Source organism: Xanthobacter sp. DMC47 (assembly GCF_056313845.1).
Map to the genome: position 1 here is coordinate 313,113 of NZ_JBQUZM010000001.1, position 25,933 is coordinate 339,045.

22 protein-coding genes are annotated in these 25,933 nt (G+C 69.2%); 13 read left to right on the forward strand and 9 right to left on the reverse strand.

Going from position 1 to position 25,933, the window contains the following annotated elements; all coding sequences use genetic code 11:
• Positions 1-198 precede the first annotated feature (198 nt).
• Positions 199-2,169: a class I poly(R)-hydroxyalkanoic acid synthase gene (gene phaC, locus ACT54R_RS01495; RefSeq protein ID WP_476322743.1), complete on the reverse strand. Its 1,971-nt coding sequence runs from the start codon at positions 2,167-2,169 to the stop codon at positions 199-201.
• A 249-nt stretch (positions 2,170-2,418) separates the two neighbouring features.
• Here phaC and ACT54R_RS01500 point away from each other — a divergent pair, with 249 nt between their 5' ends.
• From ACT54R_RS01500 to ACT54R_RS01540, 9 genes are all read left to right on the forward strand, one after another.
• The gene (locus ACT54R_RS01500) at positions 2,419-2,709 is read left to right on the forward strand and encodes a hypothetical protein (RefSeq protein ID WP_476322746.1); all 291 of its coding nucleotides are present in this window, start codon (positions 2,419-2,421) and stop codon (positions 2,707-2,709) included.
• Between the two features lie 159 nt (positions 2,710-2,868).
• The gene (locus tag ACT54R_RS01505) at positions 2,869-4,089 is read left to right on the forward strand and encodes an LL-diaminopimelate aminotransferase (RefSeq protein ID WP_476322749.1); all 1,221 of its coding nucleotides are present in this window, start codon (positions 2,869-2,871) and stop codon (positions 4,087-4,089) included.
• Positions 4,090-4,228: 139 nt separating this feature from the next.
• Positions 4,229-5,524, forward strand: coding sequence for a homoserine dehydrogenase (locus tag ACT54R_RS01510; RefSeq protein ID WP_476322752.1), 1,296 nt, complete (start codon positions 4,229-4,231; stop codon positions 5,522-5,524).
• Positions 5,525-5,561: 37 nt separating this feature from the next.
• Positions 5,562-6,557, forward strand: a complete 996-nt coding sequence (gene glpX, locus ACT54R_RS01515) for a class II fructose-bisphosphatase (RefSeq protein WP_168458216.1) — start codon at positions 5,562-5,564, stop codon at positions 6,555-6,557.
• Positions 6,558-6,902: 345 nt separating this feature from the next.
• Positions 6,903-7,955 (forward strand): N-acetyl-gamma-glutamyl-phosphate reductase, encoded by a 1,053-nt coding sequence (argC, locus tag ACT54R_RS01520; protein WP_476322755.1) that lies wholly within the window; start codon positions 6,903-6,905, stop codon positions 7,953-7,955.
• Between the two features lie 246 nt (positions 7,956-8,201).
• Positions 8,202-9,593 (forward strand): GntP family permease, encoded by a 1,392-nt coding sequence (locus tag ACT54R_RS01525; RefSeq protein WP_476322758.1) that lies wholly within the window; start codon positions 8,202-8,204, stop codon positions 9,591-9,593.
• A gap of 199 nt (positions 9,594-9,792) precedes the next feature.
• Complete coding sequence (locus ACT54R_RS01530) at positions 9,793-11,184, forward strand: GntP family permease (protein ID WP_476322761.1); 1,392 nt, start codon at positions 9,793-9,795, stop codon at positions 11,182-11,184.
• Positions 11,185-11,243: 59 nt separating this feature from the next.
• Positions 11,244-12,152, forward strand: coding sequence for a ParA family protein (locus tag ACT54R_RS01535; protein ID WP_476322764.1), 909 nt, complete (start codon positions 11,244-11,246; stop codon positions 12,150-12,152).
• The gene (locus ACT54R_RS01540; protein ID WP_476322767.1) at positions 12,145-12,642 is read left to right on the forward strand and encodes a hypothetical protein; all 498 of its coding nucleotides are present in this window, start codon (positions 12,145-12,147) and stop codon (positions 12,640-12,642) included. The genes ACT54R_RS01535 and ACT54R_RS01540 overlap by 8 nt, the downstream gene beginning before the upstream one ends.
• Before the next feature lie 15 nt (positions 12,643-12,657).
• Here the strand turns inward: ACT54R_RS01540 and ACT54R_RS01545 are convergent, their stop codons facing one another.
• Both ACT54R_RS01545 and recJ read right to left on the reverse strand, forming a co-directional pair.
• Positions 12,658-13,347 (reverse strand): YoaK family protein, encoded by a 690-nt coding sequence (locus ACT54R_RS01545; protein ID WP_476322770.1) that lies wholly within the window; start codon positions 13,345-13,347, stop codon positions 12,658-12,660.
• 24 nt (positions 13,348-13,371) lie between these two features.
• Complete coding sequence (recJ, locus tag ACT54R_RS01550) at positions 13,372-15,237, reverse strand: single-stranded-DNA-specific exonuclease RecJ (protein ID WP_476322773.1); 1,866 nt, start codon at positions 15,235-15,237, stop codon at positions 13,372-13,374.
• 122 nt (positions 15,238-15,359) lie between these two features.
• On the opposite strand from recJ, the gene parE reads away from it, so the two are divergent.
• The gene (parE, locus tag ACT54R_RS01555; RefSeq protein WP_476322776.1) at positions 15,360-17,429 is read left to right on the forward strand and encodes a DNA topoisomerase IV subunit B; all 2,070 of its coding nucleotides are present in this window, start codon (positions 15,360-15,362) and stop codon (positions 17,427-17,429) included.
• A 59-nt stretch (positions 17,430-17,488) separates the two neighbouring features.
• On the forward strand, positions 17,489-17,836 hold the full coding sequence (locus tag ACT54R_RS01560; RefSeq protein WP_476322779.1) for a hypothetical protein: 348 nt from the start codon (positions 17,489-17,491) through the stop codon (positions 17,834-17,836).
• Between the two features lie 39 nt (positions 17,837-17,875).
• Here the strand turns inward: ACT54R_RS01560 and ACT54R_RS01565 are convergent, their stop codons facing one another.
• On the reverse strand, positions 17,876-18,772 hold the full coding sequence (locus tag ACT54R_RS01565; protein WP_476322782.1) for a LysR family transcriptional regulator: 897 nt from the start codon (positions 18,770-18,772) through the stop codon (positions 17,876-17,878).
• A gap of 107 nt (positions 18,773-18,879) precedes the next feature.
• On the opposite strand from ACT54R_RS01565, the gene ACT54R_RS01570 reads away from it, so the two are divergent.
• Entirely contained in the window at positions 18,880-19,890 is a 1,011-nt protein-coding gene (locus ACT54R_RS01570) for an aldo/keto reductase (RefSeq protein WP_476322785.1), read from the forward strand.
• Here ACT54R_RS01570 and ACT54R_RS01575 read toward each other — a convergent pair.
• Positions 19,887-21,056 (reverse strand): MFS transporter, encoded by a 1,170-nt coding sequence (locus ACT54R_RS01575; RefSeq protein ID WP_476322788.1) that lies wholly within the window; start codon positions 21,054-21,056, stop codon positions 19,887-19,889. The genes ACT54R_RS01570 and ACT54R_RS01575 overlap by 4 nt on opposite strands.
• Before the next feature lie 340 nt (positions 21,057-21,396).
• Between ACT54R_RS01575 and ACT54R_RS01580 the strand changes: the two genes are divergently transcribed.
• Positions 21,397-22,986 carry a DEAD/DEAH box helicase gene (locus ACT54R_RS01580; RefSeq protein WP_476322791.1) on the forward strand — a complete coding sequence of 530 codons (1,590 nt, stop codon included), beginning with the start codon at positions 21,397-21,399 and terminating at the stop codon, positions 22,984-22,986.
• A gap of 63 nt (positions 22,987-23,049) precedes the next feature.
• On the opposite strand, the gene ACT54R_RS01585 is transcribed toward ACT54R_RS01580, so the two are convergent.
• The 4 genes from ACT54R_RS01585 to ACT54R_RS01600 are packed head-to-tail and all read right to left on the reverse strand — an operon-like array spanning position 23,050 to position 25,730.
• Complete coding sequence (locus ACT54R_RS01585) at positions 23,050-23,523, reverse strand: TfoX/Sxy family protein (RefSeq protein ID WP_476322794.1); 474 nt, start codon at positions 23,521-23,523, stop codon at positions 23,050-23,052.
• 25 nt (positions 23,524-23,548) lie between these two features.
• Complete coding sequence (locus ACT54R_RS01590) at positions 23,549-24,322, reverse strand: ATP12 family chaperone protein (protein ID WP_476322797.1); 774 nt, start codon at positions 24,320-24,322, stop codon at positions 23,549-23,551.
• A gap of 11 nt (positions 24,323-24,333) precedes the next feature.
• Complete coding sequence (locus ACT54R_RS01595; protein WP_168458231.1) at positions 24,334-25,053, reverse strand: HAD-IA family hydrolase; 720 nt, start codon at positions 25,051-25,053, stop codon at positions 24,334-24,336.
• A complete protein-coding gene (locus tag ACT54R_RS01600; protein ID WP_476322800.1) occupies positions 25,050-25,730 on the reverse strand; it encodes a hypothetical protein in 681 nt (226 codons plus the stop codon). The genes ACT54R_RS01595 and ACT54R_RS01600 overlap by 4 nt, the downstream gene beginning before the upstream one ends.
• Between the last annotated feature and the right edge of the window lie 203 nt (positions 25,731-25,933).

The window sequence follows — 25,933 nt, forward strand, 5'->3', positions numbered from 1 at the left end:
AAAAGAGAAGCGCCGCAGCGGGCAAGAACGGGCTGGCGGTGGCGACAGGGGCTGTGCCCAGGGGGCCAAGCCACGCCTGCCGTCGTCCTCCGGCTCGACCGGAGGACCCATGGCCACGTTTGTCCCACTGCCCGCGGGGTGGCTCCGGCGGATGGATGGGCCCTCCGGTCTAGCCGGAGGGCGACGGTTCCTAAACCCTCAGCTCTTCTCGCGCACGTAACGGCCGGGGGCGTCCTCGATGGGGGTGAAGTGGCCGCCGCCGATGGCGCGGGCGGGCACGTCGTCGGGATAGTAGCTGGAGAACCAGTTCAGCCAGTCCGGCCACCAGGAGCCCTTGTGCTCCTGCGCGCCCTGAAGCCACAAATCGTAGCTCGGCCCGGTGGGGCCGTCCGCCCAGTACTGGTACTTCATCTTGGCCGGCGGATTGACCACGCCGGCGATGTGGCCGGAGCCGGCGAGCACGTAGCGCACCGGGCCGGACAGCATGTTGGCGCCGATGAACACCGAATTGGGCGGGGCGATGTGGTCTTCCCGCGTCGCCAGCGAATAGACCGGCACGTTCACCTTGGTCATGTCGATGCGCACGCCGGAAAGCTCCGCAAGGCCCCGGGCGATGTTGTTGGTGAGGTAGCAGTTGCGCAGGTAATAGGAATGGTTCGCCGCCGGCATGCGGGTGGAATCGGCGTTCCAGAACAGAAGGTCGAACGGGAACGGCGCCTTGCCCTTCATGTAGTTGTTCACCACATAGGGCCAGATCAGATCGTTCGAGCGCAGCATGTTGAAGGCCGACGCCATCTTGCTGCCTTCGAGATACCCCGTCTGCTTCATCTTGCGCTCGATGGCGGCGAGCTGGTCCTCGTCCACGAACACCTTCAGATCGCCCGCATGGGTGAAGTCGATCTGGGTGGTGAGGAAGGTGGCGGAGGCGATGCGGTCATCCCCCGTCGCGGCCATGTAGGCGAGCGTGGTGGCGAGCAGCGTGCCGCCGACGCAATAGCCCATGGCGTGGGCCTGCCGCTCGCCGGTGGCGATCGCCACCTTGTCGAGGGCGGCCATGATGCCCTCGCGCATGTAATCGTCGAAGCCCTTCTCGGCGAGGCGGGCATCGGGATTGACCCAGGAAATGACGAAGACGCTGACGCCCTGGTCCACCAGCCACCGGATGAAGGACTTCTCCGCCGTCAGGTCGAGAATATAGAATTTGTTGATCCACGGCGGCACGATCAGCAGCGGCATCTTCTTCACGCTGCCGGTGGTGGCCTCGTACTGGATGAGCTGCATCAGATCGTTTTCGTAGATCACCTTGCCCGGCGTGGTGGCGAGGTTACGGCCCACCTCGAACGCGCTCAGATCCGACTGGCGGATCTTGAGCGAGCCTTTGCCGGCGACGAGATCCTCCGTGAGGTTCTTCATCCCCTTCACGAGGTTCTCGCCGGAGGAGGAGAAGGTCTCGCGGATCAGCTCCGGATTGGTCATCACGAAGTTGGAGGGCGAGATCGCGTTCGTTACCTGCTTCACCAGGAAGCCGGCCTTGTGCTTGGTGTGGGCGTCGAGGCCCTCGGCCTCCTCCACCATGTCCTCGGCCCAGCGGCTGGTGACGAGATAGGCCTGCTTGAGCGCGTCGAAGATGGGGCTTTCGCGCCAGCCCTCGTCCTTGAAGCGGGCGTCGCGGGCGTCCGGCGCGGTCACCGGCTCCACCTGCTCGCCGCCGAGGCGCTTCAGCGTGTTGGTCCAGACCGAGAGATAGCCGGCCATGAGGCGGGTCTGCGCCTCCAGCGAGCGCTGGGGATCGGTCATCCAGTATTCGGCGACCTGCCCCACGGTCTTGAGCGCGTCTGCGATCTCTTCGGCAAGATCGTCGGTCTTCGCCTGCGTGCGGGGGCCGAGATAGGCGGCGAGCGCCTTGCCGCCCTCGTCCACCATCTGCGCGAGATTCTGGGAGAAGGCCTCGATGTCGAGGCCGGGGCGGGCGCCCTCGGAGGGGCCGTCGGCCGCGGGCTTCGGCCCCGCGCTGGCCTTCGGCGCCTCGACCTTGGGGGCCGGCGCGGATTCGGGGGCGGGAGACGCGCTGTGCTGGGCCGCGGGGGGGACAACGCTGAGATGCGGGGGCGCCTCTACCGGCATCATCGGGGCGGCGGATACGTTAGGCGTTTCCTCAACACGGGACATTCGCGTTTCCTCTCGCGGGTCTTGCTCGCGGGCCGTTACGAAACGTAGCCCATCTTTATCGCTGCCTGCGCTTCCTTCATACTCTAGAGTGTGAAAGTGACAGGATCGAGCCTCACGGCCACGCCAGAGGCACCCTTAGACACACCTCCTTGGTCGAGTGTGCGGTATGCCCGCACGGCAGTGGCCCCTCAGGAGGTATCTCGCCCCGGCATCGTCACCGCCGGGACCGGGAGCCAGCCGGAACGGACAATGGACTTCTTCTCCCCGACGGCACGAGGCCGTGTCGTCCCGACTCTGCGCGCCGCGCTTCTTCTCGCCCTCGGCGCGAGCCTGTCCGCCTGCGCCGGCTCGAACATCCCGGGCCTCGCGCCGCCGCAGACCTCGGTGCCGGAGGTGGACGCCACGCATTTCCCCACGCTCGGCGCCCCGCCCGCCGAACGGCGCGATCCGCTGACCCCCGAGCAGCAGCAGAAGCTGCAGCGCGACCTCGAACGCCTCGCCCGCCAGCAGCAGGCGAAGCAGGTGCAGCAGGCCCAGTAAGTCGCCGCTGCCCCGTGGGAGTCGGAGCATTGTGCGGTGCGATATGCGGGCCATCGCCCCATCGCCACCGCAATCAAGGCTTTTTCATTCACCGAACAGTGCTACAAAGCCCGACTGCCGCGCCGGGAGACAACATGCGCGGCCTCTGGAGCCATTGAGATGACGACCGATTTCCACCGCATTCGCCGGCTGCCGCCCTACGTGTTCGAGCAAGTGAACCGTGTGAAGGCCGCCGCCCGCAATGCCGGGGTGGACATCGTCGACCTCGGCATGGGCAATCCGGACCTCGACGCGCCGGCGCATGTCTATGAGAAGCTGAAAGAGACCATCGGCAAGCCGCGCACCGACCGCTATTCCGCCTCCAAGGGCATCCCCGGTCTGCGCAAGGCGCAAGCGGCCTATTACGAGCGGCGATTCGGTGTGAAGCTGGACCCCGACCGGCAGGTCGTGGCGACGCTGGGCTCCAAGGAAGGCTTCGCCAACATGGCGCAGGCCATCACCGCCCCCGGCGACGTGATCCTGACCCCCAATCCCTCCTACCCCATCCACGCCTTCGGCTTCCTGATGGCCGGCGGCGTCATCCGCTCGGTTCCGGCCGAGCCGGGGCCGGAGTTCTTCCACGCCATGGAGCGGGCGGTCCAGCACTCCATTCCCAAGCCCATCGCGGTGGTGCTGTGCTATCCGTCCAACCCCACGGCCTGCGTGGCGGACCTCGAGTTCTACAAGGACGTGGTGGCCTTCGCGAAGAAGAACGACCTCATCGTCCTCTCCGACCTCGCCTATGCCGAGCTTTATTTCGACGGCAACCCGCCCCCCTCGGTGCTGCAGGTGCCGGGCGCCATGGACGTGACGGTGGAGTTCACCTCCATGTCCAAGACCTATTCCATGGCCGGCTGGCGCATGGGCTTCGCGGTGGGCAACGAGCGCCTCATCGCCGCGCTTTCGCGGGTGAAGTCCTATCTCGACTACGGCGCCTACACCCCCATCCAGGTGGCGGCCACTGCGGCGCTCAACGGCCCGCAGGAGTGCATCGCCGAGATGCGCGAGACCTACAAGAAGCGCCGCGACGCTCTGGTGGAGAGCTTCGGCCGCGCCGGCTGGAACATCCCCGTGCCCCGCGCCACCATGTTCGCCTGGTCGCCAATCCCGGAGCCCTTCCGGGCCATGGGCTCGGTCGAATTCGCCAAGCTCCTCATCGAGAAGGCGGAGGTGGCGGTGTCGCCCGGCGTCGGCTTCGGCGAGCATGGCGACGACTACGTGCGCATCGCCGTGGTCGAGAACGAGCAGCGCATCCGCCAGGCGGCACGCAATGTCCGCCGCTTCTTCGAGCAGGCCGGCACCACGCTGCACAACGTGGTTCCGCTCAGCGCCGCGCGCTGAACCTTCGCCATCGGCCCCGGCTGAGGACGGGGCCGGTCGGGCTGGCCATCGACCATGGAGCGTTCCGGCAACAGCCGGAACCTCGCGCAGCGCGGGCTGTGTTATGACGGCCAGCCGCGGACAGAAACCGGACGGACAGATGAGCGAATTGAAAGTGGGCCTCGCCGGCCTCGGCACCGTCGGGGCCGCGGTCTTCCGCATGCTCGAACGCCGCGCCGGCGAGCTGGAGGCGCGCACCGGGCGCACCGTGAAGGTGACCGCCGTGGCCGCCCGCGACCGCAGCCGCGACCGCGGCCTCGATCTCTCCGGCGTGGCGTGGTTCGAGGACCCGGTGGCGCTCGCCCGCGAGGGTGACATCGACGTATTCGTGGAGCTTATGGGCGGCGACGGCGATCCGGCCAAGGCCGCGGTCGCTGCCGCGCTGGACCGTGGCATTCCGGTGGTCACCGCCAACAAGGCGCTGCTCGCCAAATGCGGCGTGGACCTGGCCCGCCGGGCCGAGGCCGGAGGCGCGGGCCTGCATTTCGAGGCGGCGGTGGCGGGCGGCATCCCCATCGTGAAGACCCTGCGCGAGGCGCTGACGGGCAACGCCATCGAGCGCGTGTCCGGCATCCTCAACGGCACCTGCAACTACATCCTCACCCGCATGGCGGACGAGAAGCTCTCGTTCAACGTCTGCCTGACGGAGGCCCAGCGCCTCGGCTATGCGGAGGCCGACCCCACCTTCGACATCGACGGCTTCGACACCGCCCACAAGCTCGCCATCCTCACCTCGCTGGCCTTCGGCACGCAGGTGGATGCGGAGGCGATCTATGTGGAGGGCATCCGCCAGCTCACCCTCGCCGACCTCGAGGCGGCCGACGATCTCGGCTACCGGGTCAAGCTGCTCGGCGTGGCGGTCAAGACCGACACCGGCATCGAGCAGCGCGTGCATCCCACCATGGTGCCCAAGCACTGGCCCATCGCGCAGGTTTCCGGCGTCACCAATGCGGTGGCGGTGGACGGCGACGCGGTGACGCTGACGCTGGTCGGCCCCGGCGCCGGGGGCGATGCCACCGCCTCCGCGGTGGTGGGCGACCTGTTCGACGTCGCGCGCGGCGCCAGGGGCTATGCCTTCGGCCTGCCGGTGGACCGCCTCGCCAAGGCCGAGCGCGCCGCCATGCAGCGGCACGAGGGCGGCTACTACATTCGCCTCGCCGTGGTGAACAAGCCGGGCACGGCCGCCACCATCACCCGCCGCATGGCCGACGAGCAGATCTCGCTGGAATCCATCGTGCAGCGGCAGCCGGGCGGCGCGGTGCCGTCCGATACGGCGCACGTGATCCTCATCACCTATGCCACGACCGAGGCCGCCGTGCGCCGCGCCATCGCCGCCATCGAGGCGGACGGCGTGGTCGCCTCCCTGCCCCAGGTCATCCGGATCGAGAAGGACTGATCCGGAAGCGCGTGACAGAACCAGAAGGACCGACCTCATGAGCGGTGCCCGGACCCAGAGGACGCCTCAAGTGCTCGACCGCCGTCTCGCCCTCGACATGGCCCAGGCCATGGAGCGCTGCGCCGTCGCCGCCGCCCGCCTGCGCGGCCACGGCGACGAGCAGGCCGCCGACATCGCCGCCATGTCCGTCTGCCACCGCGAGGTGAACGAGATCCCGGTCTCCGGCACGCTGGTGATCGGCGAGGGCATCGAGGGCGAGTGCGACCAGCTGTTCGTCGGCGAGACGCTGGGGCGCGGCGGCACCGAGGTGGATCTCGCGGTCGATGCGCTGGAAGGCACCACCCTCTGCGCCAAGAACATGGAGGGCTCGCTCTGCGTGCTGGTGCTCGCCGAGCGTGATTCGCTGCTCAAGATGCCGCCCTGCTACATGGAGAAGATCGCCATCGGGCCGGGCTATCCCGAGGGCATCGTCTCCCTCTCCCAGAGCCCGCAAGACAACATCCGCGCGCTGGCCGAGGCCAAGGGCGTGCCGCCTTCCGACGTCACCGCCCTCATCCTCGACCGGCCGCGCCACGGCCCGCTGATCGATGCGGTGCGCAAGACCGGCGCGGCCATCAAGCTCATCACCGACGGGGACGTGGCCGGCGTGGTCCACACCGCCAACCCGCACGAGAGCGGCATCGACATCTATCTCGGCCTCGGCGGCGCCGCCGAGGGCGTGCTGGCCGCCGCCGCGCTGCGCTGCATCGGCGGGCAGATGGAGGGCCGCCTCGTGCTCGACACCGAGAAGAAGCGCGCCCAGGCCAAGGCGCTGGGCATCAGCGACTTTTCCAAGATCTACAAGCTGAACGAGATGGTGCGCGGCGACTGCCTGTTCGCCGCCACCGGGGTGACGGACGGCGCGCTCCTGAAGGGCGTGCGCTTCGGCCGGGACGTGATCTCCACCGACACCATTGTCATGCGCGCCGCCACCGGCACCGTCCGCCGCATCGCCACCGAGCACCGCGACTTCTCCAAGTTCGGCCTGGCTTGAGGGGACCTTGTTTCTCTCCTCCCCTCTCCCCTTGCGGGAGAGGGGCTGGGGGTGAGGGGTATTCCGGGTGCGAGGCCCCGACCCCTGCTTTCGCGGCGCCAGCCCCCTCACCCGTCTCGCGGCGTCGCCGCGATCCACCCTCTCCCATAGAAGTCGGCTGCTGCCGACTTCGACCTTCACGAACCGAACTCGGCAGCAGCCGAGTTCGGGCGGGAGAGGGAAACCGCCGAGCGCGGAACGGCCATGCGCGCGCCTGTCGTTTCCCTGACGTGGGATTGGGTGTAAGCACCTTGGCCCCGTTCGCCGGCTGCGGCCGGGCGACGGGAGACCCTTCGGGAGAGCAAGATGTCTGACGCAAAGGCAAGGATCGCGGTATTGGGCGCCTCGGGCTACACCGGCTCCGAGCTGGTGCGCCTGCTGCTGCGCCATCCACGCGTCGAGATCGTCGCCCTCACCGCGGATCGGAAGGCCGGCCAGTCCATGGCCGAGGTGTTCCCCCAGTTCGCGCCCTTCCCGCTGCCGAAGCTCGTGACCATCGACGAGGTGGATTTCACCGCCGTCGACGTGGTGTTCTGCGCCCTGCCGCACGCCACCACGCAGCTCGTCATCAAGAAAGTCTTCGACGCGGCGCCGAACGTGAAGGTGGTGGACCTTTCCGCCGACTTCCGCCTCTCCGATCCCGGCGCCTATGAGGAATGGTACGGCCATCCCCATCAGGTGCTGGAGCTGCAGAAGGAGGCAGTCTACGGCATCGCCGAGATCTATCGCGACGAGATCAAGAAGGCGCGCCTCGTCGCCAATCCCGGCTGCCATTCCTCCACCGCCATCCTGCCCATCGTGCCGCTGCTGGAAGCCGGCGCGCTGGAGCCAGAGAGCATCGTGATCGATTCCAAGACCGGCATGTCCGGCGCCGGGCGCTCGGCCAAGGAGGCGATGCTGTTCTCCGAGGTGTCGGAGGGCATCCACGCCTATGCGGTCTCCGGCCATCGCCACATGGGCGAGCTGGACCAGGAGTTCTCCAAGGCCGCCGGCCGGCCGGTGCGGCCCATGTTCGTGCCGGTGCTCTCGCCCATGAACCGGGGCATCTACGCCACCATCTATGTGCGCACCACCGGCGCCACCGCCGAGGACCTGCACCGCATCCTGACCGACTTCTACAAGGGCGCGGCCTTCGTCCACGTCCTGCCCTTCGGCCAGGTGCCCCAGTCGCGCCACGTGCGCGGCTCCAACATGGTGTTCCTCGGCGTGGTAGCGGACCGCGTGCCCGGCCGGGCCGTCATCATCTCCACGCTGGACAACCTCGTGAAGGGCGCGTCCGGCTCGGCGGTGCAGAACATGAACCTCGTCATGGGCTTCCCGGAGACCGAGGGCCTGGAGCAGATCGCGCTGATGCCGTGAGGCCGTGATCCCGACCCGATGCGAAAAGGCCGCGCCCTCATCAGGCGCGGCCTTTTTTCATCTGCGATGCCGATCCGCCGGATCAGCCGCATACTGCCTCGGCAGGACCATGGCCGTCGCAACAGCCGCCAAGCAGGCGGTGCAGGTGGCCATCAGGACCCCCATACCAATGGACAAGCTGTGTCCGGTCGCGGGCCGCACTAGTGTCCGGTCCGATCGCTTTCTTACCTCCACCGGATTCATCCCATGAGCTTTGTCGTCTGCCTTGCGGCGCTCTTCTTCCTGATGCTCGTGGCCTATCGGGGCTTCAGCGTCATCCTGTTCGCCCCCGTCGCCGCCATCGGCGCGGTGCTGCTCACCGATCCGGCCGCGGTGCCGGTCGTCTTTTCCGGCCTGTTCATGGAAAAGATGGTGGGCTTCATCAAGCTCTACTTCCCGGTGTTCCTGCTGGGAGCGGTGTTCGGCAAGCTCATCGAGCTGTCCGGCTTTTCGCGGTCCATCGTCTCGGCGGTGGTGAAGCTGCTGGGGCCGGGCCGCGCCATTCTCTCCATCGTGCTGGTGGGCGCCCTGCTGACCTACGGCGGCGTCTCGCTGTTCGTGGTGGTGTTCGCCGTCTACCCCTTCGGCGCGGAAATGTTCCGGCAGGTGGGCATCCCCAAGCGGCTCCTGCCGGCGGTGGTGGCGCTCGGCGCCTTCTCCTTCACCATGGACACGCTGCCCGGCACGCCGCAGATCCAGAACATCATCCCAACCACCTTCTTCCACACCACCGCCTATGCCGCGCCCATCCTGGGCCTCGTGGGAACCGCGTTCATCCTCGCGGTGGGGCTGTCCTACCTCGAGTTCCGCCGCCGCCAGGCCGCGAAGGCCGGCGAAGGCTACGGCACCGGCCACCTCAACGAGGTGGTGGTGGACGACACCGTGCCGCTCGTCTCCCCGTTTCTCGCCTTGCTGCCGCTGGTGGTGGTGGGCATCGCCAACCTGATCTTCGCTCGCCTCATCCCGCAGTGGTTCGACGCCACGGCGACCGCCACGCTGGTTCCGGGCGCGGCCCCCGTCAGCGTGCCGACCAGCACCTGGGCGGCGATCTGGGCGGTGGAAGCCGCGCTGCTCCTCGGCATTTTCACGGTCGCGGTGTTCGGCTTCAAATCCATCGCCGGCAAATTCTCCACCGGCTCCAAGGATGCCGTGTCGGGCGCGCTGCTCGCGGGCCTCAACACCGCCACCGAATACGGCTTCGGCGCGGTCATCGCGGCGCTGCCGGGCTTCCTTGTCATAAAGTCGGCCCTGTCGGCCATTCCCAATCCGCTGGTCAACGAGGCCATCACCGTGACCACGCTGGCCGGCATCACCGGCTCGGCCTCGGGCGGCCTGTCCATCGCTCTCGCGGCCATGGCGGAGCAGTTCATCGCCCAGGCCAATGCGGCCGGCATCCCCATGGAGGTGCTGCACCGCGTCGCCTCCATGGCCTCCGGCGGCATGGACACGCTGCCCCACAACGGCGCCGTCATCACCCTGCTCGCCGTGACCGGCCTGAGCCACCGGCAGGCCTATGGCGACATCTTCGCCATCACGCTGGTGAAGACCGCCGCGGTGTTCTTCGTGATCGGCTTCTATTATCTCACCGGCCTCTATTGAGCGGGTGCAGCGGCGCGACCGGTGACGCCCGGGTCGCGCCGCGACAGGGGCAGGGAATGAGGCCGCCCCGTCGCACGCCGAGGCGGCGGCAAACCATTGCAGTGCAACAATTCTTATGATTTCCGAAGCTGGTGCTCGGCCGTAGGGCGCATTACTGTCCCGCTTGAGGGATTACCCACCCTGCGCCGGATGGACCGCCATGAGCTTCGTCGTCTGCCTCGCCGCGCTCTTCTTCCTGATGCTCGTGGCCTATCGCGGCTTCAGCGTCATCCTGTTCGCCCCCGTCGCCGCCATCGGCGCGGTGCTGCTCACCGATCCGGCCGCTGTACCGGTGATCTTTTCCGGCCTGTTCATGGAAAAGATGGTGGGCTTCATCAAGCTCTACTTCCCGGTCTTCCTGCTCGGCGCCATCTTCGGCAAGCTCATCGAGCTGGCCGGATTCTCGCGCTCCATCGTCTCGGCGGTGGTGAACCTTTTGGGTCCGACGCGGGCCATCGTCTCCATCGTGCTGGTGGGCGCGGTGCTCACCTATGGCGGCGTCTCGCTGTTCGTGGTGGTGTTCGCGCTCTATCCGTTCGGGGCGGAGATGTTCCGGCAGGTGGGCATCCCCAAGCGCCTGCTGCCGGCGGTGATCGCGCTCGGCGCCTTCTCCTTCACGGCGGATACGCTGCCCGGCACGCCGCAGCTGCAGAACATCATCCCCACCGCCTTCTTCGGCACGACAGCCTATGCGGCGCCCATCCTCGGCATCGTCGGCTCCATCTTCATCTTCGTGACAGGCATCGCCTATCTGGAATTCCGCCGGATGCAGGCCCACCGCGCCGGCGAAGGCTACGGCACCGGCCACCTCAATGAGAGCCTGCCGGACGACAGCGTCCCGCCCGTGCCGCCGCTGCTCGCCGTGCTGCCGCTGGTGGTGGTGGGCCTCGCGAACCTGTTCTTCGCCTGGCACATCCCCGGATGGTTCGGGCCGCAGGCCAGCGCCACGCTCGTTCAAGGCGGCCCGGCGGTGAGCGTTGAGACCCACGTCTGGGCCGGCATCTGGGCGGTGGAGGCGGCCCTGCTGCTGGGCATCCTCACGGTGGTGGCGTTCGGCTACCGGGCCATCGCCGGACATTTCGCCGGCGGCTCCAAGGAAGCGGTGGGCGGCGCGCTGCTCGCCGGCCTCAACACCGCGACGGAATACGGCTTCGGCGCGGTCATCGCGGCGTTACCGGGCTTTCTCGTCATCAAGGCGGCGCTCACCTCCATCCCCAATCCCCTCATCAACGAGGCGATCACGGTGACGACGCTCGCCGGCATCACCGGCTCGGCCTCGGGCGGGCTCTCCATTGCGCTCGGGGCCATGGCGCAGCAATTCATCGCCGAGGCGCACGCCTATGGCATCCCGCTGGAGGTGATGCACCGCGTCGCCTCCATGGCCGCCGGCGGCATGGACACGCTGCCGCACAACGGCGCGGTCATCACGCTGCTCACCGTGACCGGCCTGACGCATCGTCAGTCCTACGGCGACATCTTCGCCGTCACCATCATCAAGACCACCGCCGCCTTCTTCGTGATCGGCTTCTATTATTTGACCGGCCTCTATTGAGCAGGTGCAGCATCGCCTTTAGGTTGCGGCGCAACATGGGTTGCGAGGGTGGTGCAGAGATGGCGGATGCCGGGGGGCAGGTGATCGCCGTTGCGAACATGAAGGGCGGCGTGGGCAAGACCACCACCGTGGTCATGCTGGCGGAAGGCTTCGCGGAGCAGGGCGCGCGGGTGGCCGTGGTCGATCTCGACGCGCAGGCCAACGCCTCCTACTGCTTCGCCCATGACGACGAATTGCGCGCCATCCTCGACCGGCGCCAGTCGGTCACGTCCTTCCTCGCCGACCGGCTGCTCTACGGCGACCGCAAATCCATCGCCGAATACGTCACGCCGCACATCTGCCACGTGATGAAGGCGGGTGAGGAACTGGCCATCGACATGGTGGTGGCGAGCCCCCGCCTGCGTCTGCTGGAGCGCGAGATCGTGCTGCGGCTGGCAGAGAAGAATTACGGGCTGCGCTCACTGGAGGGCCAGTCCCTGAAGGTGCTCGACGAGGCGCTCGGCTACCTGCGCGCGCACTATGACGTGGTGCTGTTCGATTGCGCGCCGGGCATCTCCGCCTTCACCGAGGTGGCCATCCGCCTTGCCGACATGGTGATCGTGCCCACCATTCCCGACTATCTCTCCACGCTCGGCTTCGACGCCTTCCGCGCCTCGGTGTGGGAGAACGCCCATGTCACGCGCTCGGCCCTGCCCCAGCCCAAGCGCCTCCCGCTGGTGCTGGCGAGCCGGGTGCATGCGCAGAAAATCCAGCACCGCGACACGCTCATCAGCCTGCGGGAAGAGGCGGCAGAGGACGGCGCGGTTTACGAAATCTTCGACACCGAGGTCCGCAACCTCGCCGCCATCGAGCGGGCGATGGACCCCGAGAACTTTCCCTACGCCCCCTCCTTCGAGCAGAAATGGTACAATGCGGTGGACGCCGTGCGTGATCTGGTGAACGAGACGCGGAGGCGGCTCAATGGCTGAGACTTCGGATTTCTTCGCTCTGCTCGCGGCCATCGGCGGCCGGGCCAGCCTGTTTCCGGCCGGCGGCAACCTCGCGCGCAAGGCGGTGAACGAGATCGTGCGCGCGCAACTGGTGGCGGACGGCACCGATCTTGAAGCCCTGCGCGCCATCCGCGCTTTGCTCGGCCCCGCGGCCTTCGCCGAGGCGCTGGACGGGGTGCCGGCGCCCAAGACCAAGGCGCTGCTGACGCGCGTCGATCCGCATGCCCCGGCCCTCGCCCAGCCCGGCGACCGGGTGAAGGCGCTGCTCGCTTTAGCCGACGCCAGCCGCGACCCGGCCGCTCCGGTGGCCAAGCCGGCGAAGAAGGCGTCGTCGCGCAAGGCTTCTGCGTCCGCTCCTGCTGCGCCCGCCGCCCCACTGCCGGAAGCCGTTCCGGCCGATGGGAAACCCGCCCCGCGCAAGCGGAAGATTACCGGGCGAACGGCGCTTCGGGTGTCGGAAGAGCGCTGATCCGGCCCCGCCCGATTACGCCTTGTCCTTCTCCGGCGCCGCGTCCGGCCCCAGCGTGAAGATTTCCGCCACCGCCACGAAGGTGGGCACGAACAGGCACCACATGCCCACCGCGCGATAGAGCAGCGCGGCCGAGAGGCAGCCGAAGAGGAAGGCGGCGAGGTAAGCGCTCATCCGCCCGAGGCGGGCGCGGGTGGCGGGGATGTTCGTGCCCTCCAGCGGCCGCCAGAGATTGGCGATGTCCACCAGCACCTGTGTGAACGTGCCCGTCATCACCGTGGAGGGCGGCGAGTCGGTGAGGTGGGTGCGGTGGAGCGCATTCTGCAGCGCCATGGCCGCCACCAGGGTCATGCCCATCATCACGGCAGCGGGAGAGTCGTGGTCGTAGAATGGCCCGTTCTGCACCGCCACCAGCGCCGCATGGGCGAGCAGCACCAGCTTCGCCGCCATCAGGATACGGAAATCGTCCCGCCCGCGCCGGGCGAGGAACAGGCTCAATTCCCGCGCGCACAGCACCACGATGGCGAACACCGGCAGCGCCAGGACCTTCGCCAGCGATGGCGCCTCCCCATGAGCCAGAGAGGCGGCGATGGTGACGAAATTGCCGGTGACATGGGCCGCGAACAGCCCGCCGAGCGCGACGAAGCCCGCCGCATCCACGAAGCCGGCGTTGAAGCAGAGGAGGACGGCGAGCAGCACCTTCACGCAAACACCTTCACGGATTGAACCTCATCCGGCCTCGGCCACATCGCGGATGCGCAGCGCGACCCGCGTCTCGCCCTGCCAGGTGTCGATGTCGAGGCACCCCGCCACATGCAGATTGCGTCCGCGCGCGGCCAGCAGCGCCCGGCCCAGCGGCTCCTCGGCGCAGCGGAAGGCGGTGGCCTTCAGGGTCGTGCCGTCCGGCGAGGAGATGCGGGCGCGCACATGGCCGGCGCCGAAGCTCTCCACATAGCTGATGCGATGGCCGGGAAAGGCGAACACGGGCTCGGGATTGCCGGCGCCGAACGGGCCGGCGCGGGAGACCGTCTCCACCATGTCCACCGTCGCCCCGCGCGCGGTCATCGCGCCGTCGATGGACAGCGTGCCCTCGGCGCGGGCGCGCTCCACATCCGGCGCGAGGCGCTGCTCCAGCTCCGCGCGGAGCGCCCCGAGCTGGCGGCGCTCCACCGTGAGGCCGGCCGCCATGGCATGGCCGCCGCCCTTCACCAGCAGTCCGCTCTCCACCGCGCCGCGCACCGCCCGGCCGATATCCACGCCGGGAATGGAGCGGCCGGAGCCTGTGCCCGTCTCGCCATTGAAGGCGATGGCGAAAGCCGGGCGCTGGAAGCGCTCCTTCAGCCGCGCCGCGACGAGGCCGACGACGCCGGGGTGCCACCCCTCGCCGCTCACAACCACCACCGCGCCCTCTTCCGAGATGCCGAGCGCCGCGTGCGCCTCGGCCTCGGCGGCGGCGAGGATGGCGCGCTCCACCTCCTGCCGCTCGGCGTTGAGGCGGTCCAGCTCGGCGGCGATGCCGCGCGCCTCGGCGGGGTCCTGCGTCAGCAGCAGGCGCGCGCCCAGCGTCGCCTCGCCGATGCGCCCGCCGGCATTGATGCGCGGACCGATGAGGAAGCCGAGGTGGAACGGCCGGGGCGGCCCGTCGAGCCGCGCCGCATCCATCAGCGCGGTCAGGCCGATGCGGGTGCGCCGGCGCATGGCGATGAGCCCCTTCGCCACGAACGCCCGGTTGAGGCCGATGAGCGGCACCACGTCCGCCACCGTCGCCAGCGCCACGATGTCGAGGGCGTCCAGCAGGTCCGGCGCCGGACGCTCGGCATTGAAATGCCCGTTCTGGCGCAGCGCCCGCACGAGGCCCACCGCCACCACGAAGGCGAGCCCCGCCGCGCAGACATGGCCGAGGCCGGAGAGGTCGTCCTCCCGGTTCGGGTTCACGATGGCTGTGGCGGGTGGCAGGGTCTCGCCGGCCTGATGGTGGTCGATGACCACCACATCCATGCCGAGCCGCTGCGCGGCGGCGAGCGGCTCCAGCGAGGTGGTGCCGCAATCCACCGTCACCAGTAACGTCACGCCCCGCGCGGCGAGCTGTTCGATGGCCGGCACGTTCGGCCCGTAGCCCTCGAAGATGCGGTCGGGAATGTGGAAGAACGGATCGAGCCCGCCCGCCTGCAGCACGCCCACCATGAGGGCGGTGGCGCAGGCGCCATCCACATCATAATCGCCGAACACCGCCACCTGCTCGCCGGTCGTCACCGCGCGGGCGAGCCGCGCCACCGCGGCGGGCATGTCCGTGAGGGTATCGGGATCGGGCAGAAGGGTACGGATGGAGGGGTCGAGATAGCGCTCCACCTCGTCCAGCTGCACATTGCGGGCGGCGAGCACGCGGGCCAGAAGCTCGCTGATGCCGAAGCGCTGGGCCATGGCGAGCGCCGTCTGCCCCCCGCGCACGTCCAAGCGCTCCCGCCAGGTGCGGCCGGTGGCGGAGCGGGCGACGTCGAGGAAGAGGCGATTCGGCACGGCTATGTTCACGCGCGCATGAAGCCAGAGGAGAGGCGCGGCGTCGAGCGCGGGCGGGCATGGCTCAATTGTTGCCATTCTGTTCCCCTCGCTCGCCGGCTCTGTCACACTGGGGAAAGCAGGGGCCGCGGCGGCGTCCCGATTCGCGCCGGCCCTGCCGTTCTGCTATCTGGCGCCCAAACCTCCGACCTCAGAGTCCCATGTCCGAATCCGACAATTCCGACGATCTCTTCGCTGCCCGCCCGCGCGGTGCCAGCAAGTCGCCTGCGCGGGAATCGACCGCGAAGGAGAGCGCGCGCGGCAAGGCCGCCGTGGTGCCCGCCATGGCCGGCGACTACACTGCCGCCCATATCGAGGTGCTGGAAGGGCTGGAGCCGGTGCGGCGCCGGCCGGGCATGTATATCGGCGGCACCGATTCCAAGGCGTTGCACCACCTCTTCGCCGAGGTGGTAGACAATTCGATGGACGAGGCGGTGGCCGGCCACGCCACCTTCATCGAGGTGCAGCTCGGCGCCGACGGCTATCTCACCGTCTCGGACAACGGGCGCGGCATACCGGTGGAGGAGCACCCCAAGTTTCCCGGCAAGTCGGCGCTGGAGGTCATCATGACCACCCTGCATGCCGGCGGTAAGTTCGACAGCAAGGTCTACGAGACCTCCGGCGGCCTGCACGGCGTCGGCGTCTCGGTGGTGAACGCTCTGTCCGATGATCTGGAGGTGGAGGTCGCACGCAACCAGACCCTCTATCGCCAGAGCTTTTCGAGAGGCATTCCGCAGGGTCCGCTCAAGGAAGTCGGCCGCATCACCAACCGGCGCGGCACCCGCGTGCGCTTCCATCCCGACCCGGAGATCTTCGGCGCCGGTGCCCATTTCGAGCCGGCCCGCGTGTTCCGCATGGCCCGCTCGAAGGCGTACCTGTTCGGCGGCGTGGAAATCCGCTGGGCGTGCGACCCGGAACTGCTGAAGGCCGGCGAGAACATCCCGGAGAAGACGGTCTTCCGCTTCCCCGGCGGCCTCAAGGACTATCTGGCGGCCGATCTCGAAGGCAACACGCTGGTCCATCCGGACATCTTCGCCGGCCGCATCCAGAAGACCGGTGGGCATGGCTCGGTGGAATGGGCGGTGGCCTGGGTGGCGGACGCCGACGGCGGCATCTCCTCCTACTGCAACACCATCCCGACCCCCGATGGCGGCACGCATGAGAACGGCCTGCGCAATGTGCTGCTCAAGGGCCTGAAGGACTATGCGGAGCGCGCCGGCCAGGGCAAGCGCGGCTCGATCATCACCGGCGACGACGTGATCACCGGCTGCGCCGCCATGCTCTCCGTGTTCGTGCGCGAGCCGGAATTCCAGGGCCAGACCAAGGACCGCCTCGCCACCGCCGAGGCCGCCCGCATCGTCGAGCAGGCGCTGCGCGACCCGTTCGACCACTGGCTCGCGGCCAATCCGGTTCAGGCGAGTCGGCTGCTCGACCATGTGATCGACCGCGCCGAGGAGCGGCTGCGCCGCAAGCAGGAGAAGGAGGTCTCCCGCAAGACCGCCGTGCGCAAGCTGCGCCTGCCCGGAAAGCTCGCCGACTGCTCCAACACCGAGGCGGCCGGCTCCGAGATCTTCATCGTCGAGGGCGACTCGGCCGGTGGCTCGGCCAAGCAGGCGCGGGATCGCAAGACGCAGGCGGTGCTGCCCCTGCGTGGCAAGATCCTCAACGTCGCCAACGCCACCCGCGACAAGCTCGCCGCCAACCAGCAGCTCGCCGACCTCGGCCAGGCGCTGGGCTGCGGCACACTCACCCACTACCGCGAGACCGACCTTCGCTACGAGAAGGTCATCATCATGACGGACGCCGACGTGGACGGGGCGCACATCGCCTCCCTCCTCGTCACCTATTTCTTCCGCCAGATGCCGAAGCTGATCGAGGAGGGCCACCTCTTCCTCGCCGTGCCGCCGCTTTACCGCATCACCCAGGGCGCCAAGACCCTCTATGCGCGCGACGACGCCCACCGCGAGCGGCTGCTGAAGAAGGAATTCACCGGCAAGGGCAAGGTGGAAGTGGGACGCTTCAAGGGCCTCGGCGAGATGATGCCGGCGCAGCTCAAGGAAACCACCATGGACCCGAAGACGCGCACGCTCCAGCGCGTCTCCGTGGAGGATGCCGAGCGGGCCGCCACCGTCGACCTCGTCGAGCGGCTGATGGGCAACAAGCCGGAAGCGCGCTTCGCCTTCATCTCCGAGCGCGCCGCCTTCGCGGGCGAGGAGATGCTGGACATCTGAGCCGGCGCGGGGGCGCCGGGCGATGAACGCCGCCATCGCGGCACCGGAGGCGGACGGTCATGGGGGACGGAAAGGCACTGACGCGCGCAGGGCACCGCGTGCGGATGGGTCTGGCGGCGGGCCTCGCGCTTGCGACGCTGATGCCGGGGGCGGCGCGGGCGCAGTCGTTCGGCAATGACGAGCAGTCCTGCGTCTCTTACGGCTACTGGGCGGTCTCCGTGATCTATCTGGCAGCGAGCCAGGGCTGCGACTGGAAGCGCGCCAACGAATGGATCGACCCCATGCGCCACGCCAAGTGGTGCATGGGCCAGTCGGCGCAATCCATGTCCAGGGCGCCGCAGGTCCACCGCAACGGCGTCACCGCCCGCTGCGCAAAGCAGGGCGCATCGGTGAAGATCAACATCTGACCCGGGCGGCCCGCCCTCACTGCGGGGCGGGCTGCACGTTCACGAACTGCCGGCCCTCACGAAATCCACGAAGGCCCGCAGCGGCGCCGGCATCAGCCGGCGGCTGGGGAAATAGAGGCGGGGGCCGGGGAATTCCTGCTCCCAGTCCTCCAGCACCGGCACCAGCCGCCCGGCGGCGATGGAGGGCGCGAGCAGCTGATCGAAGCTGTGGATCAGGCCGAGCCCCGCCTCGGCGGCAGCCACCTTGAGGTCGATGCTGGAGGCGATGATGCGCCCTTCCGGCCGTACCTTTACGATCTCCCCGTCCTTCTCGAACTCCCATATCGGCATGTGCCCGCTGGCGAAGCGGTGGCGGAGGGCGGCGTGCTTCAGCACGTCGTCGGGATGCTCGGGCCGTCCGTGGCGCGCCAGATAGGACGGCGCGGCGGCGGTGACGAAGCGCTGCACGCGCGGGCCGATGGGCACGGCGATCATGTCCCGCTCCAGCCGCTCGTCGTAGCGGATGCCGGCATCGAAGCCGCCTGCCACCACGTCGATGAAGGTATCGTCCGCTGACACCTCCAGCGCGACGCCCGGGTGGCGCGCGAGGAAGGGCGTGATGATCGGCGGCAGGATGACGCGCGCCACCGCGCTCGGCACGCTGAGCCGCAAGGTGCCGGTGGGGCTGTCGCGGAAGGCGTTCACCGCGTCGAGCGCGCCCTCCACCTCGGCCAGCACCGGCGCGAGCCGCTCCATGAGCCGTTCGCCGGCCTCGGTCGGCGTGACGCTGCGGGTGGTGCGGTTGAGCAGGCGCACGCCCATGCGGGCCTCCAGCCGCCGCACCGCCGCACTGAGGGACGAGGGCGACACCCCGCGCGCCACTGCCGCCCCGCGAAAGCCGCGGGCGCGCGCCACCGCCACGAAGGCGTCGAGATCGGACAGGCTGGCACTGCTCATTGTGCAAAATATCGCACAGGGCTTGCCACACTGACAGGATTATCGAACAGCCGATCCCGAGGCATGCTCCAGCCATCCCATACGCCATCCGGCCACGGAGCATGAAGATGACCGCCCTTGTCCCCTCCCCCCGCCGCCTCGGCACCACCGGCCCGGAGGTCTTCCCCCTCGGCCTCGGCTGCATGGGCATGTCGGATTTCTACGGCCCCTCCGACCGCGCGGAGAGCATCGCGACCATTCACGCCGCCCTCGATGCCGGCGTGACGCTGCTCGACACCGGCGATTTCTACGGCATGGGCCACAACGAGATGCTGATCGCCGAGGCGCTGAAGGGCCGGCCGCGCGAGAACGTGGTGCTGAGCGTGAAGTTCGGCGCGCTGCGCGATCCCGCCGGCAACTGGCTCGGCTATGACGCGCGCCCGCAGGCGGTGAAGACCGCGCTCTCCTACACGCTGAAGCGCCTCGGGGTGGACCATATCGACATCTACCGCCCGGCCCGCCTCGATCCGAACGTGCCCATCGAGGAGACGGTGGGGGCCATCGCCGACATGGTGAAGGCCGGCTATGTGCGCCATGTGGGCCTCTCCGAGGTGGGCGCCGAGACCATCCGGCGGGCGGCGGCGGTGCATCCCGTCAGCGATCTCCAGATCGAATATTCGCTGATCTCCCGTGGCATCGAGGACGGCATCCTTCAGACCTGCCGGGACCTCGGCATCGGCATCACCGCCTATGGCGTGCTCTCGCGCGGGCTCATCAGCGGGCACTGGCAGGCGGGCGAGGCGGGGAAGGATTTCCGCGCCCACAGCCCGCGCTTCCAGGGCGAGAACGTCGCCGAAAACCTGAAGCTGGTGGACGCGCTGCGGCAGGTTGCCGAGGCCCGCGGCGCCTCGGTGGCGCAGGTGGCCATCGCCTGGGTAGCGGCACAGGGCGCGGACATCCTGCCCCTCGTCGGCGCCCGCCGCCGCGTCCGGCTCGCCGAGGCACTGGGGTCGCTGAATGTCACGCTCGATGCCGATGCGCTCAACGCCATCGAGGCCGCCATCCCCAAGGGCGCGGCGAAGGGCGAGCGCTATGCGGCCGCGCAGATGGCCATGCTCGACAGCGAGCGCGCCCGCTAAAGCGCCTCGGGGGGCGAGACATGGCCCCGTCGCGGCTGGAGCAGCCCGGCGGGGCCCGCGAGCACCAGCATCCCGATGCCGGCGGCGATGAACATGGCGACCACGCCAGCCAAGCCCGCCGCCTGCGTCAGCGCCAGGGCGCCCACCGCCTGGCCGATGAAGAAGGAAGACGCGAACAGCGCCAGCGCCGACCCGCGCGCCTCGGGGGCCAGCTCCGTGGCGAGGATCTGCAGCACGTTGTGGATCATGTAGAAGGCGAAGCCCGCGGCGGCGAAGATCGCCGCCATGAGGAGCAGCCCATGGGCGCGCGTGGCGAGGATGAGCAGCACGCCCACCCCCACGGCACCCCAGCGCACCATGCCGCCGAGGCCGAGATAGCGCACTAATAGCGGCACGGCGAAGGTATAGAACGCGCCGCCCACGGCGAAGGCGCCGAGCGCGAGGCCGGCCTCCTTGGCGTCGCCGATGCCCTGGTGGACCATCAGCGGCGCCACCAGCGGGAACACGCCGAAGCTCAGCGCCCCTTCGATGGCCACCACCGCGTAGACCTTGATGGACAGCGGGTTGCGCAGCACCAGCCCATAGCGGGCAATGGAGGCGGCGAACGACAGCGGCCGGCGCTCGCCTTCCTCCCTGAGCCCGAAGGTGGTGGCGAGCGCGGCCAGCGCCGCCACGCCGAAGGCGCACCAGAACACCTCGCGCCACCCGGCCATCTCGGCGATGAAACCGGCCAGCGCCGAGCCGGAGAGCTGGCCCAGCACCAAGGCGAGCAGCACGCGGCTCAGCGCCACCGGCCGCCGCTCGAACGGCACCCGGTCGCCCACCGTCGCCAGCACCACGGGAATGATGCCGCCGGCGAAGGCGCCGCAGAAGACGCGGGAGGCGAGCAGCATCTCATGGCTGTTGGAGGTGGCCGAGACCGCGAGGCCGATGGAGAGCATGGCGAGGTTGACGCGGATGAGCCGCACCTTGCCCACCGCATCGCCGATGGGGCCGAACACCAGCTGCATCAGCGCATAGGGAAAGGTGAAGGCGCTGGCGAGCATGGCCACCTGCTGCAACGTCACCTGAAGCTCGCTCGCCAGGATGTTCAGCATGGGATCGACGACGCGCATGGAGAACGCGCTCGCGAACGCCGCAAGGCCGAGGACGAGAAGGAAGGGCATGGGATCCGGGGACGGAGACAGGGATGCCATCCGTGCGGCGTCGGCCGGAACGGGTCAACCCGACGAGGCCGCATGGGTGCAGCGCACACTCATTCGCAGGGCGCATGGCGTCTGCCCGCAAAGCGAGCATTTGTGCGCCACCGCCCGCGAAATGGCGCTTTTCACCGGCCGAATCGGGGAGACCGGCCGGAAAACATTGACACGGCGCATCATTTTCTTATGTTGCTATGCGTCGTCCGAGATATGTCGAATCCAAGCGCGCCGACCGACGACCACTCGTCTGACCCCGTACGGCACGGGACGTTCGATCAGCGGCGCGCCGCCGCATCCAAAAGATGCAATGTCATTTTCCGAACTCGGCCTGAGCGACAAGGTCCTCGCGGCGGTCGCCGACACCGGCTATACGACCCCGACCCCGATCCAGTCCCAGGCCATTCCCCATGTTCTCGCGCGCCGGGATGTTCTCGGCCTCGCGCAGACAGGTACCGGCAAGACCGCCGCCTTCACGCTCCCCATGCTGACGCTGCTGGAGCAGGGCCGCGCCCGTGCCCGCATGCCGCGCACTCTCATCCTGGAGCCCACCCGCGAGCTCGCGGCCCAGGTGGAAGAGAACTTCACGCGCTACGGCAAGTACAGCAAGCTCAACGTCGCCCTGCTCATTGGCGGCGTTTCCTTCGGTGACCAGGACTCCAAGCTGCTGCGCGGCGTGGACGTGCTGATCGCCACCCCCGGCCGCCTGCTCGACCATGTGGAGCGCGGCCGCCTGCTCCTCTCCGGCATCGAAGTCCTCGTCATCGACGAGGCCGACCGCATGCTGGACATGGGCTTCATCCCGGACATCGAGCGCATCTGCAAGCTCGTGCCCTTCACCCGCCAGACGCTGTTCTTCTCGGCCACCATGCCGCCGGAGATCCAGCGCCTCGTCTCGCAGTTCCTCTCCAACCCGGTGCGCGTGGAAGTCTCCAAGCCCGCGTCCACCGCCACCACGGTGACGCAGGAACTGGTCGCCTCCGGCCGCGAGGACTACGAGAAGCGCGAGGTTCTGCGCGAACTGATCCGTGGCTGCGAAAACCTGCAGAACGGCATTATCTTCTGCAACCGCAAGCGCGACGTGGCGGTGCTCCACCGCTCGCTGCAGAAGCACGGCTTCAATGCCGTGGCCCTGCACGGCGACATGGACCAGCACGCCCGCATCAAGGCGCTGGACGAGTTCCGCAACGGCGAGGCGACCCTGCTGGTCGCGTCCGACGTGGCGGCCCGTGGCCTCGACATCCCGGCGGTGAGCCACGTCTTCAACTATGACGTGCCCCACCACTCCGAGGATTACGTCCACCGCATCGGCCGCACCGGCCGCGCCGGGCGCTCCGGCACGGCCTACACCATGGTCACGCACCTCGATGCCAAGTCCCTCTCGGCCATCGAGAAGCTGATCGGCAACCCGATCCCCTGGCATGGTGCGCCCCTGGGCGATGCCCCGCCGGCCTCCGAGCGCCGTGGGCGCGAGGATGGCCGTCTGCGCGGCAAGCGCCGCATGGACAAGGAGCCCCGTGAGGGCCGTGGCGACCGCGAAGGTCGCGGCGAGCGTGAGCCGCGCCGCGAGCGCGAGCCCCGGGCCGAAGGCGCGGAGCGTGCCGAGCGGCCCGAGCGCACCGAACGTCAGCCGCGGGCTGAAAGGACTGAGCGTCCGGAGCGTCAGGACCGCCCCGAACGTCAGGACCGCCCCGAGCGTCAGGAGCGGGAACGCGCCGCGCGGCCGGAACGGTCTGCCGAGCGTGGCGACCGCCCCGAGCGCAACCGTCGTCCCGCCCGCGAGGAGGCCGCCGACGCGCGTCCCCAGCGCCGCGAGCGGGCGCCCGCCAACGAGCCGGCGGACATGTCCCACCTCCCCGCCTTCCTCCTGCGCCCGGTGCGCGTGAAGGCAGGTGCGTGACGGTTCGCGCCGACCTCCGGGCCGGCGCTTCTTCTTGAGTTTTCAGATGGATCGGCGCGCCGCTCAGCCTTGGGCCGGCGCGCTTTTCTTTTTGGCGCGGGGCTTCTTCCCGGACGCCCCGCCTGCCCGTTTCGCCTTGTCCGTGGACGCCCGGCCTGTCGGCCGGGTTTTGGCTTTGGCCTCGGACGCCTGGCCTGTCGGCCGGGCTTTGGCTTTGGCCTCGCTGGCCGCATGGGCCACGAAGAGGGCGCGGCGGGCGAGGGCGGCGAGATCGTCCGCATCGTCCAGCGCCGCCTCGGGCACGGACCAGTAGCCGCCCATGGTGCGCACGACACCCTTGGCCTCATAGCTGAAGGGGACCGATCCCCGCCCCTTCAGATCCTCGGCCAGCGCCGCATCGGCCTTGAGATAGTAGGTGTCCCCGGCCCACAGGGCGAACATCAGCCCGTCCGCATAGAGCCCGGCCCCGCCGAACATGCGCTTCACCGCCACCGGACCGAAGGCGGCGAACAGGTCGGCAATTGCGTCCTCGTCCATCAGGCCAGCCCCGGTCAGCGCGAGATCACACCGCCAGCGCCAGCGCCTGCGCCGCCGCGTCCATCTCGGTGCGGCGGGCGGCACGGCGCTGGCTGGCGAGTTCGTCCTCGCCCCACTGCTCGCGGTTGAAATCCTCGTCCACATGCGCCGCCGTCCAGGCGGCGTCGGCGGAGAGCGCGCCTTCCGCCACCGCCAGCGCCAGGAGCGCCGAGCCGGTGAGGGTCGTCATGGAATGCACCGCCGCGAGGCGCAGCGGATCGGCCGGCACCAGCGCCCGCACCTTCGCCAGCGCCTCCTCGGGCTGCGCCACATGACTGATGCCCTCGGCGAGATAGAAGCGCGCGCCGTGGGCCTCCCGCATCCAGTCCAGCACGGCGTCCCAGTGCTTGGCCTGCCGGTCCACCAGCTTCTGCGGGCCATCGGCGCGGTAGAACAGCATGTCGGTGCCGGCGTAGTTCACCACCTCGTCCGCCACCGCCTGCGCCTCCGGCGCCACCCGGTCGAGGGCGACGTTGACGAGACGGGTCAGCGGCATGGTGAAGGGGTCGATCTCGGTCTGCTGGGCCGCCCATTCGGCCGCCATGGCCTCGGCGAGGGCGCGGGTCGGTGCCTTGAGCAGCCCGCGGGCGGGCGTGCGCACCGGCCGCCCGTCGAGCAGGATGGTGTAGCCGCCCTCCCCCTCACCCACGCTCACATCGGTGTAGAAGCGCTTGGGCAGGGGCGCCTTCTGGGCCGCGCGGGCACGGGCGACGGGATCGCCCGGGTCGCCGCTTTCCACATCTTCCAGGAACTCGCGCATCTCGACTGTCCTCAGATCACGACGCGGCGGCGGGCCAGAAGCTCGGCGATGGCGTCGGGCACCTCGCGGAAATGCCGGACGATACGGTCGGCGCCCGCCCGCTCCAGTTCCGGCGTCCCATGATAACCCCAGGCGACGCCGAGCGCCGAGGCCCCGGCCTGCAGGGCCATGGAGATGTCATAGGTGGTATCGCCGATCACCACCGTGTCCTCCGGCCGCGCGCCGATCTCCCCCATGGCCTGGAACACCATGGCCGGATGCGGCTTGGACGGCGCCGTGTCGGCGGTCTGGATGGTGGAGAACCAGCCTTCCATGCCGTGGACGGCGAGGATGCGGTCCACCCCGCGCCGCGACTTGCCGGTGACGATGCCGAGCACGACATCGTCCCGGCGATTGAGCTCCTCCAGCACCTCGCGGGCACCGTCGAACATGGGCTCCGGCGCCTCGGCATTGAGCAGGCGGTTGAAGGCGACCCGGTAGGCATCCACCATCGCCTGGATGGGATAGGACGCATCCCCCTGCGACAGCACCGAGAAGGCCTGCGGCAGCGAAAGCCCCACCACCGAGAGCAGCGTCTCGCGGTCCGGCACAGGAACGCCGTGGGCGGCGTGGACGTCGTTCATGGCGGACACGATCAGGTGCTGGCTGTCCACCAGCGTGCCGTCGCAATCGAACAGCACCAGCTTGAGGCCGGCGGCGGGGGGAGCTTCGGTGTCGCCTGCTGCGCTCATTTCTGCGTCATCTGCTGGGTGGCGATATCATAGATCCATGTGGTGCCGGAGGGATCGACGAACAACACCTGCCGGAAGCCGCGCTGCTCGCACTGCTTCGGGAAGGGTCCGGCGACGATCAGCTCGGCAGCCGTCTTGGCGGGAAAGTTGAACTTGATGGTGAGGAGCGTCGCGTCGTCGCCGCCGGCCGTCACGGTGAGGTCGAGGCCGTTCTGGGCGAAGCTGTCCTGCTTGCTCTTGGCGAAGGCCCGGCGCGCGGCGGCATCTGCCGCAGGGGCAGGAGCGGGGCTATTCACCGTGGGCAGCGGCAGCGCGGCATCCTGAGCGGGCGCGGCGGGCGCAGCCGTCGGCGGCTCCGGCTGCGGCGGGGCAGCGGCCTGCGCCGGAGGCTGGGCGGGCTTCTGCTGGGGCGCGGCAGGGGGCGGGTTCTGGGGCGCGGGGGCTGCAGGGGCTGTAGCCTGAACCTGCGGCTGCGCGTCCGGCGCCTCGCCGGGCTCGCCCGACATCACCCACCAGACGAGGCCGCCCGAGACCAGCGCCACCACCGTGCCGCCGACGCCCACGAGGAAGGGCATCAGGAGGCTCGTGTGGAGCTTGCGGCCGCAGAAGGGGCAATGGGCCTCCTCGGGATAGACCTGCGCCCCGCAGCCGGGACAGAAGTCGGGCCTCGGGTTCATCGCATTCACCTCCGCACGCTCGGCCGCGCCCGTTTGGGTCACCCGGACTGCGCCACGCTGGCGGTCGCCCCGGCCGGTCCAGCATCTCGATTTGTCGATGGACCCCGGCGTCCGCGGCGCGCCGCGAATCGCAGGGCCTTCCCCGTCACCACGAATGCACGACGGGGCGGAGGAACAGAAGCCCTCCACCCCGTCATGTCCAT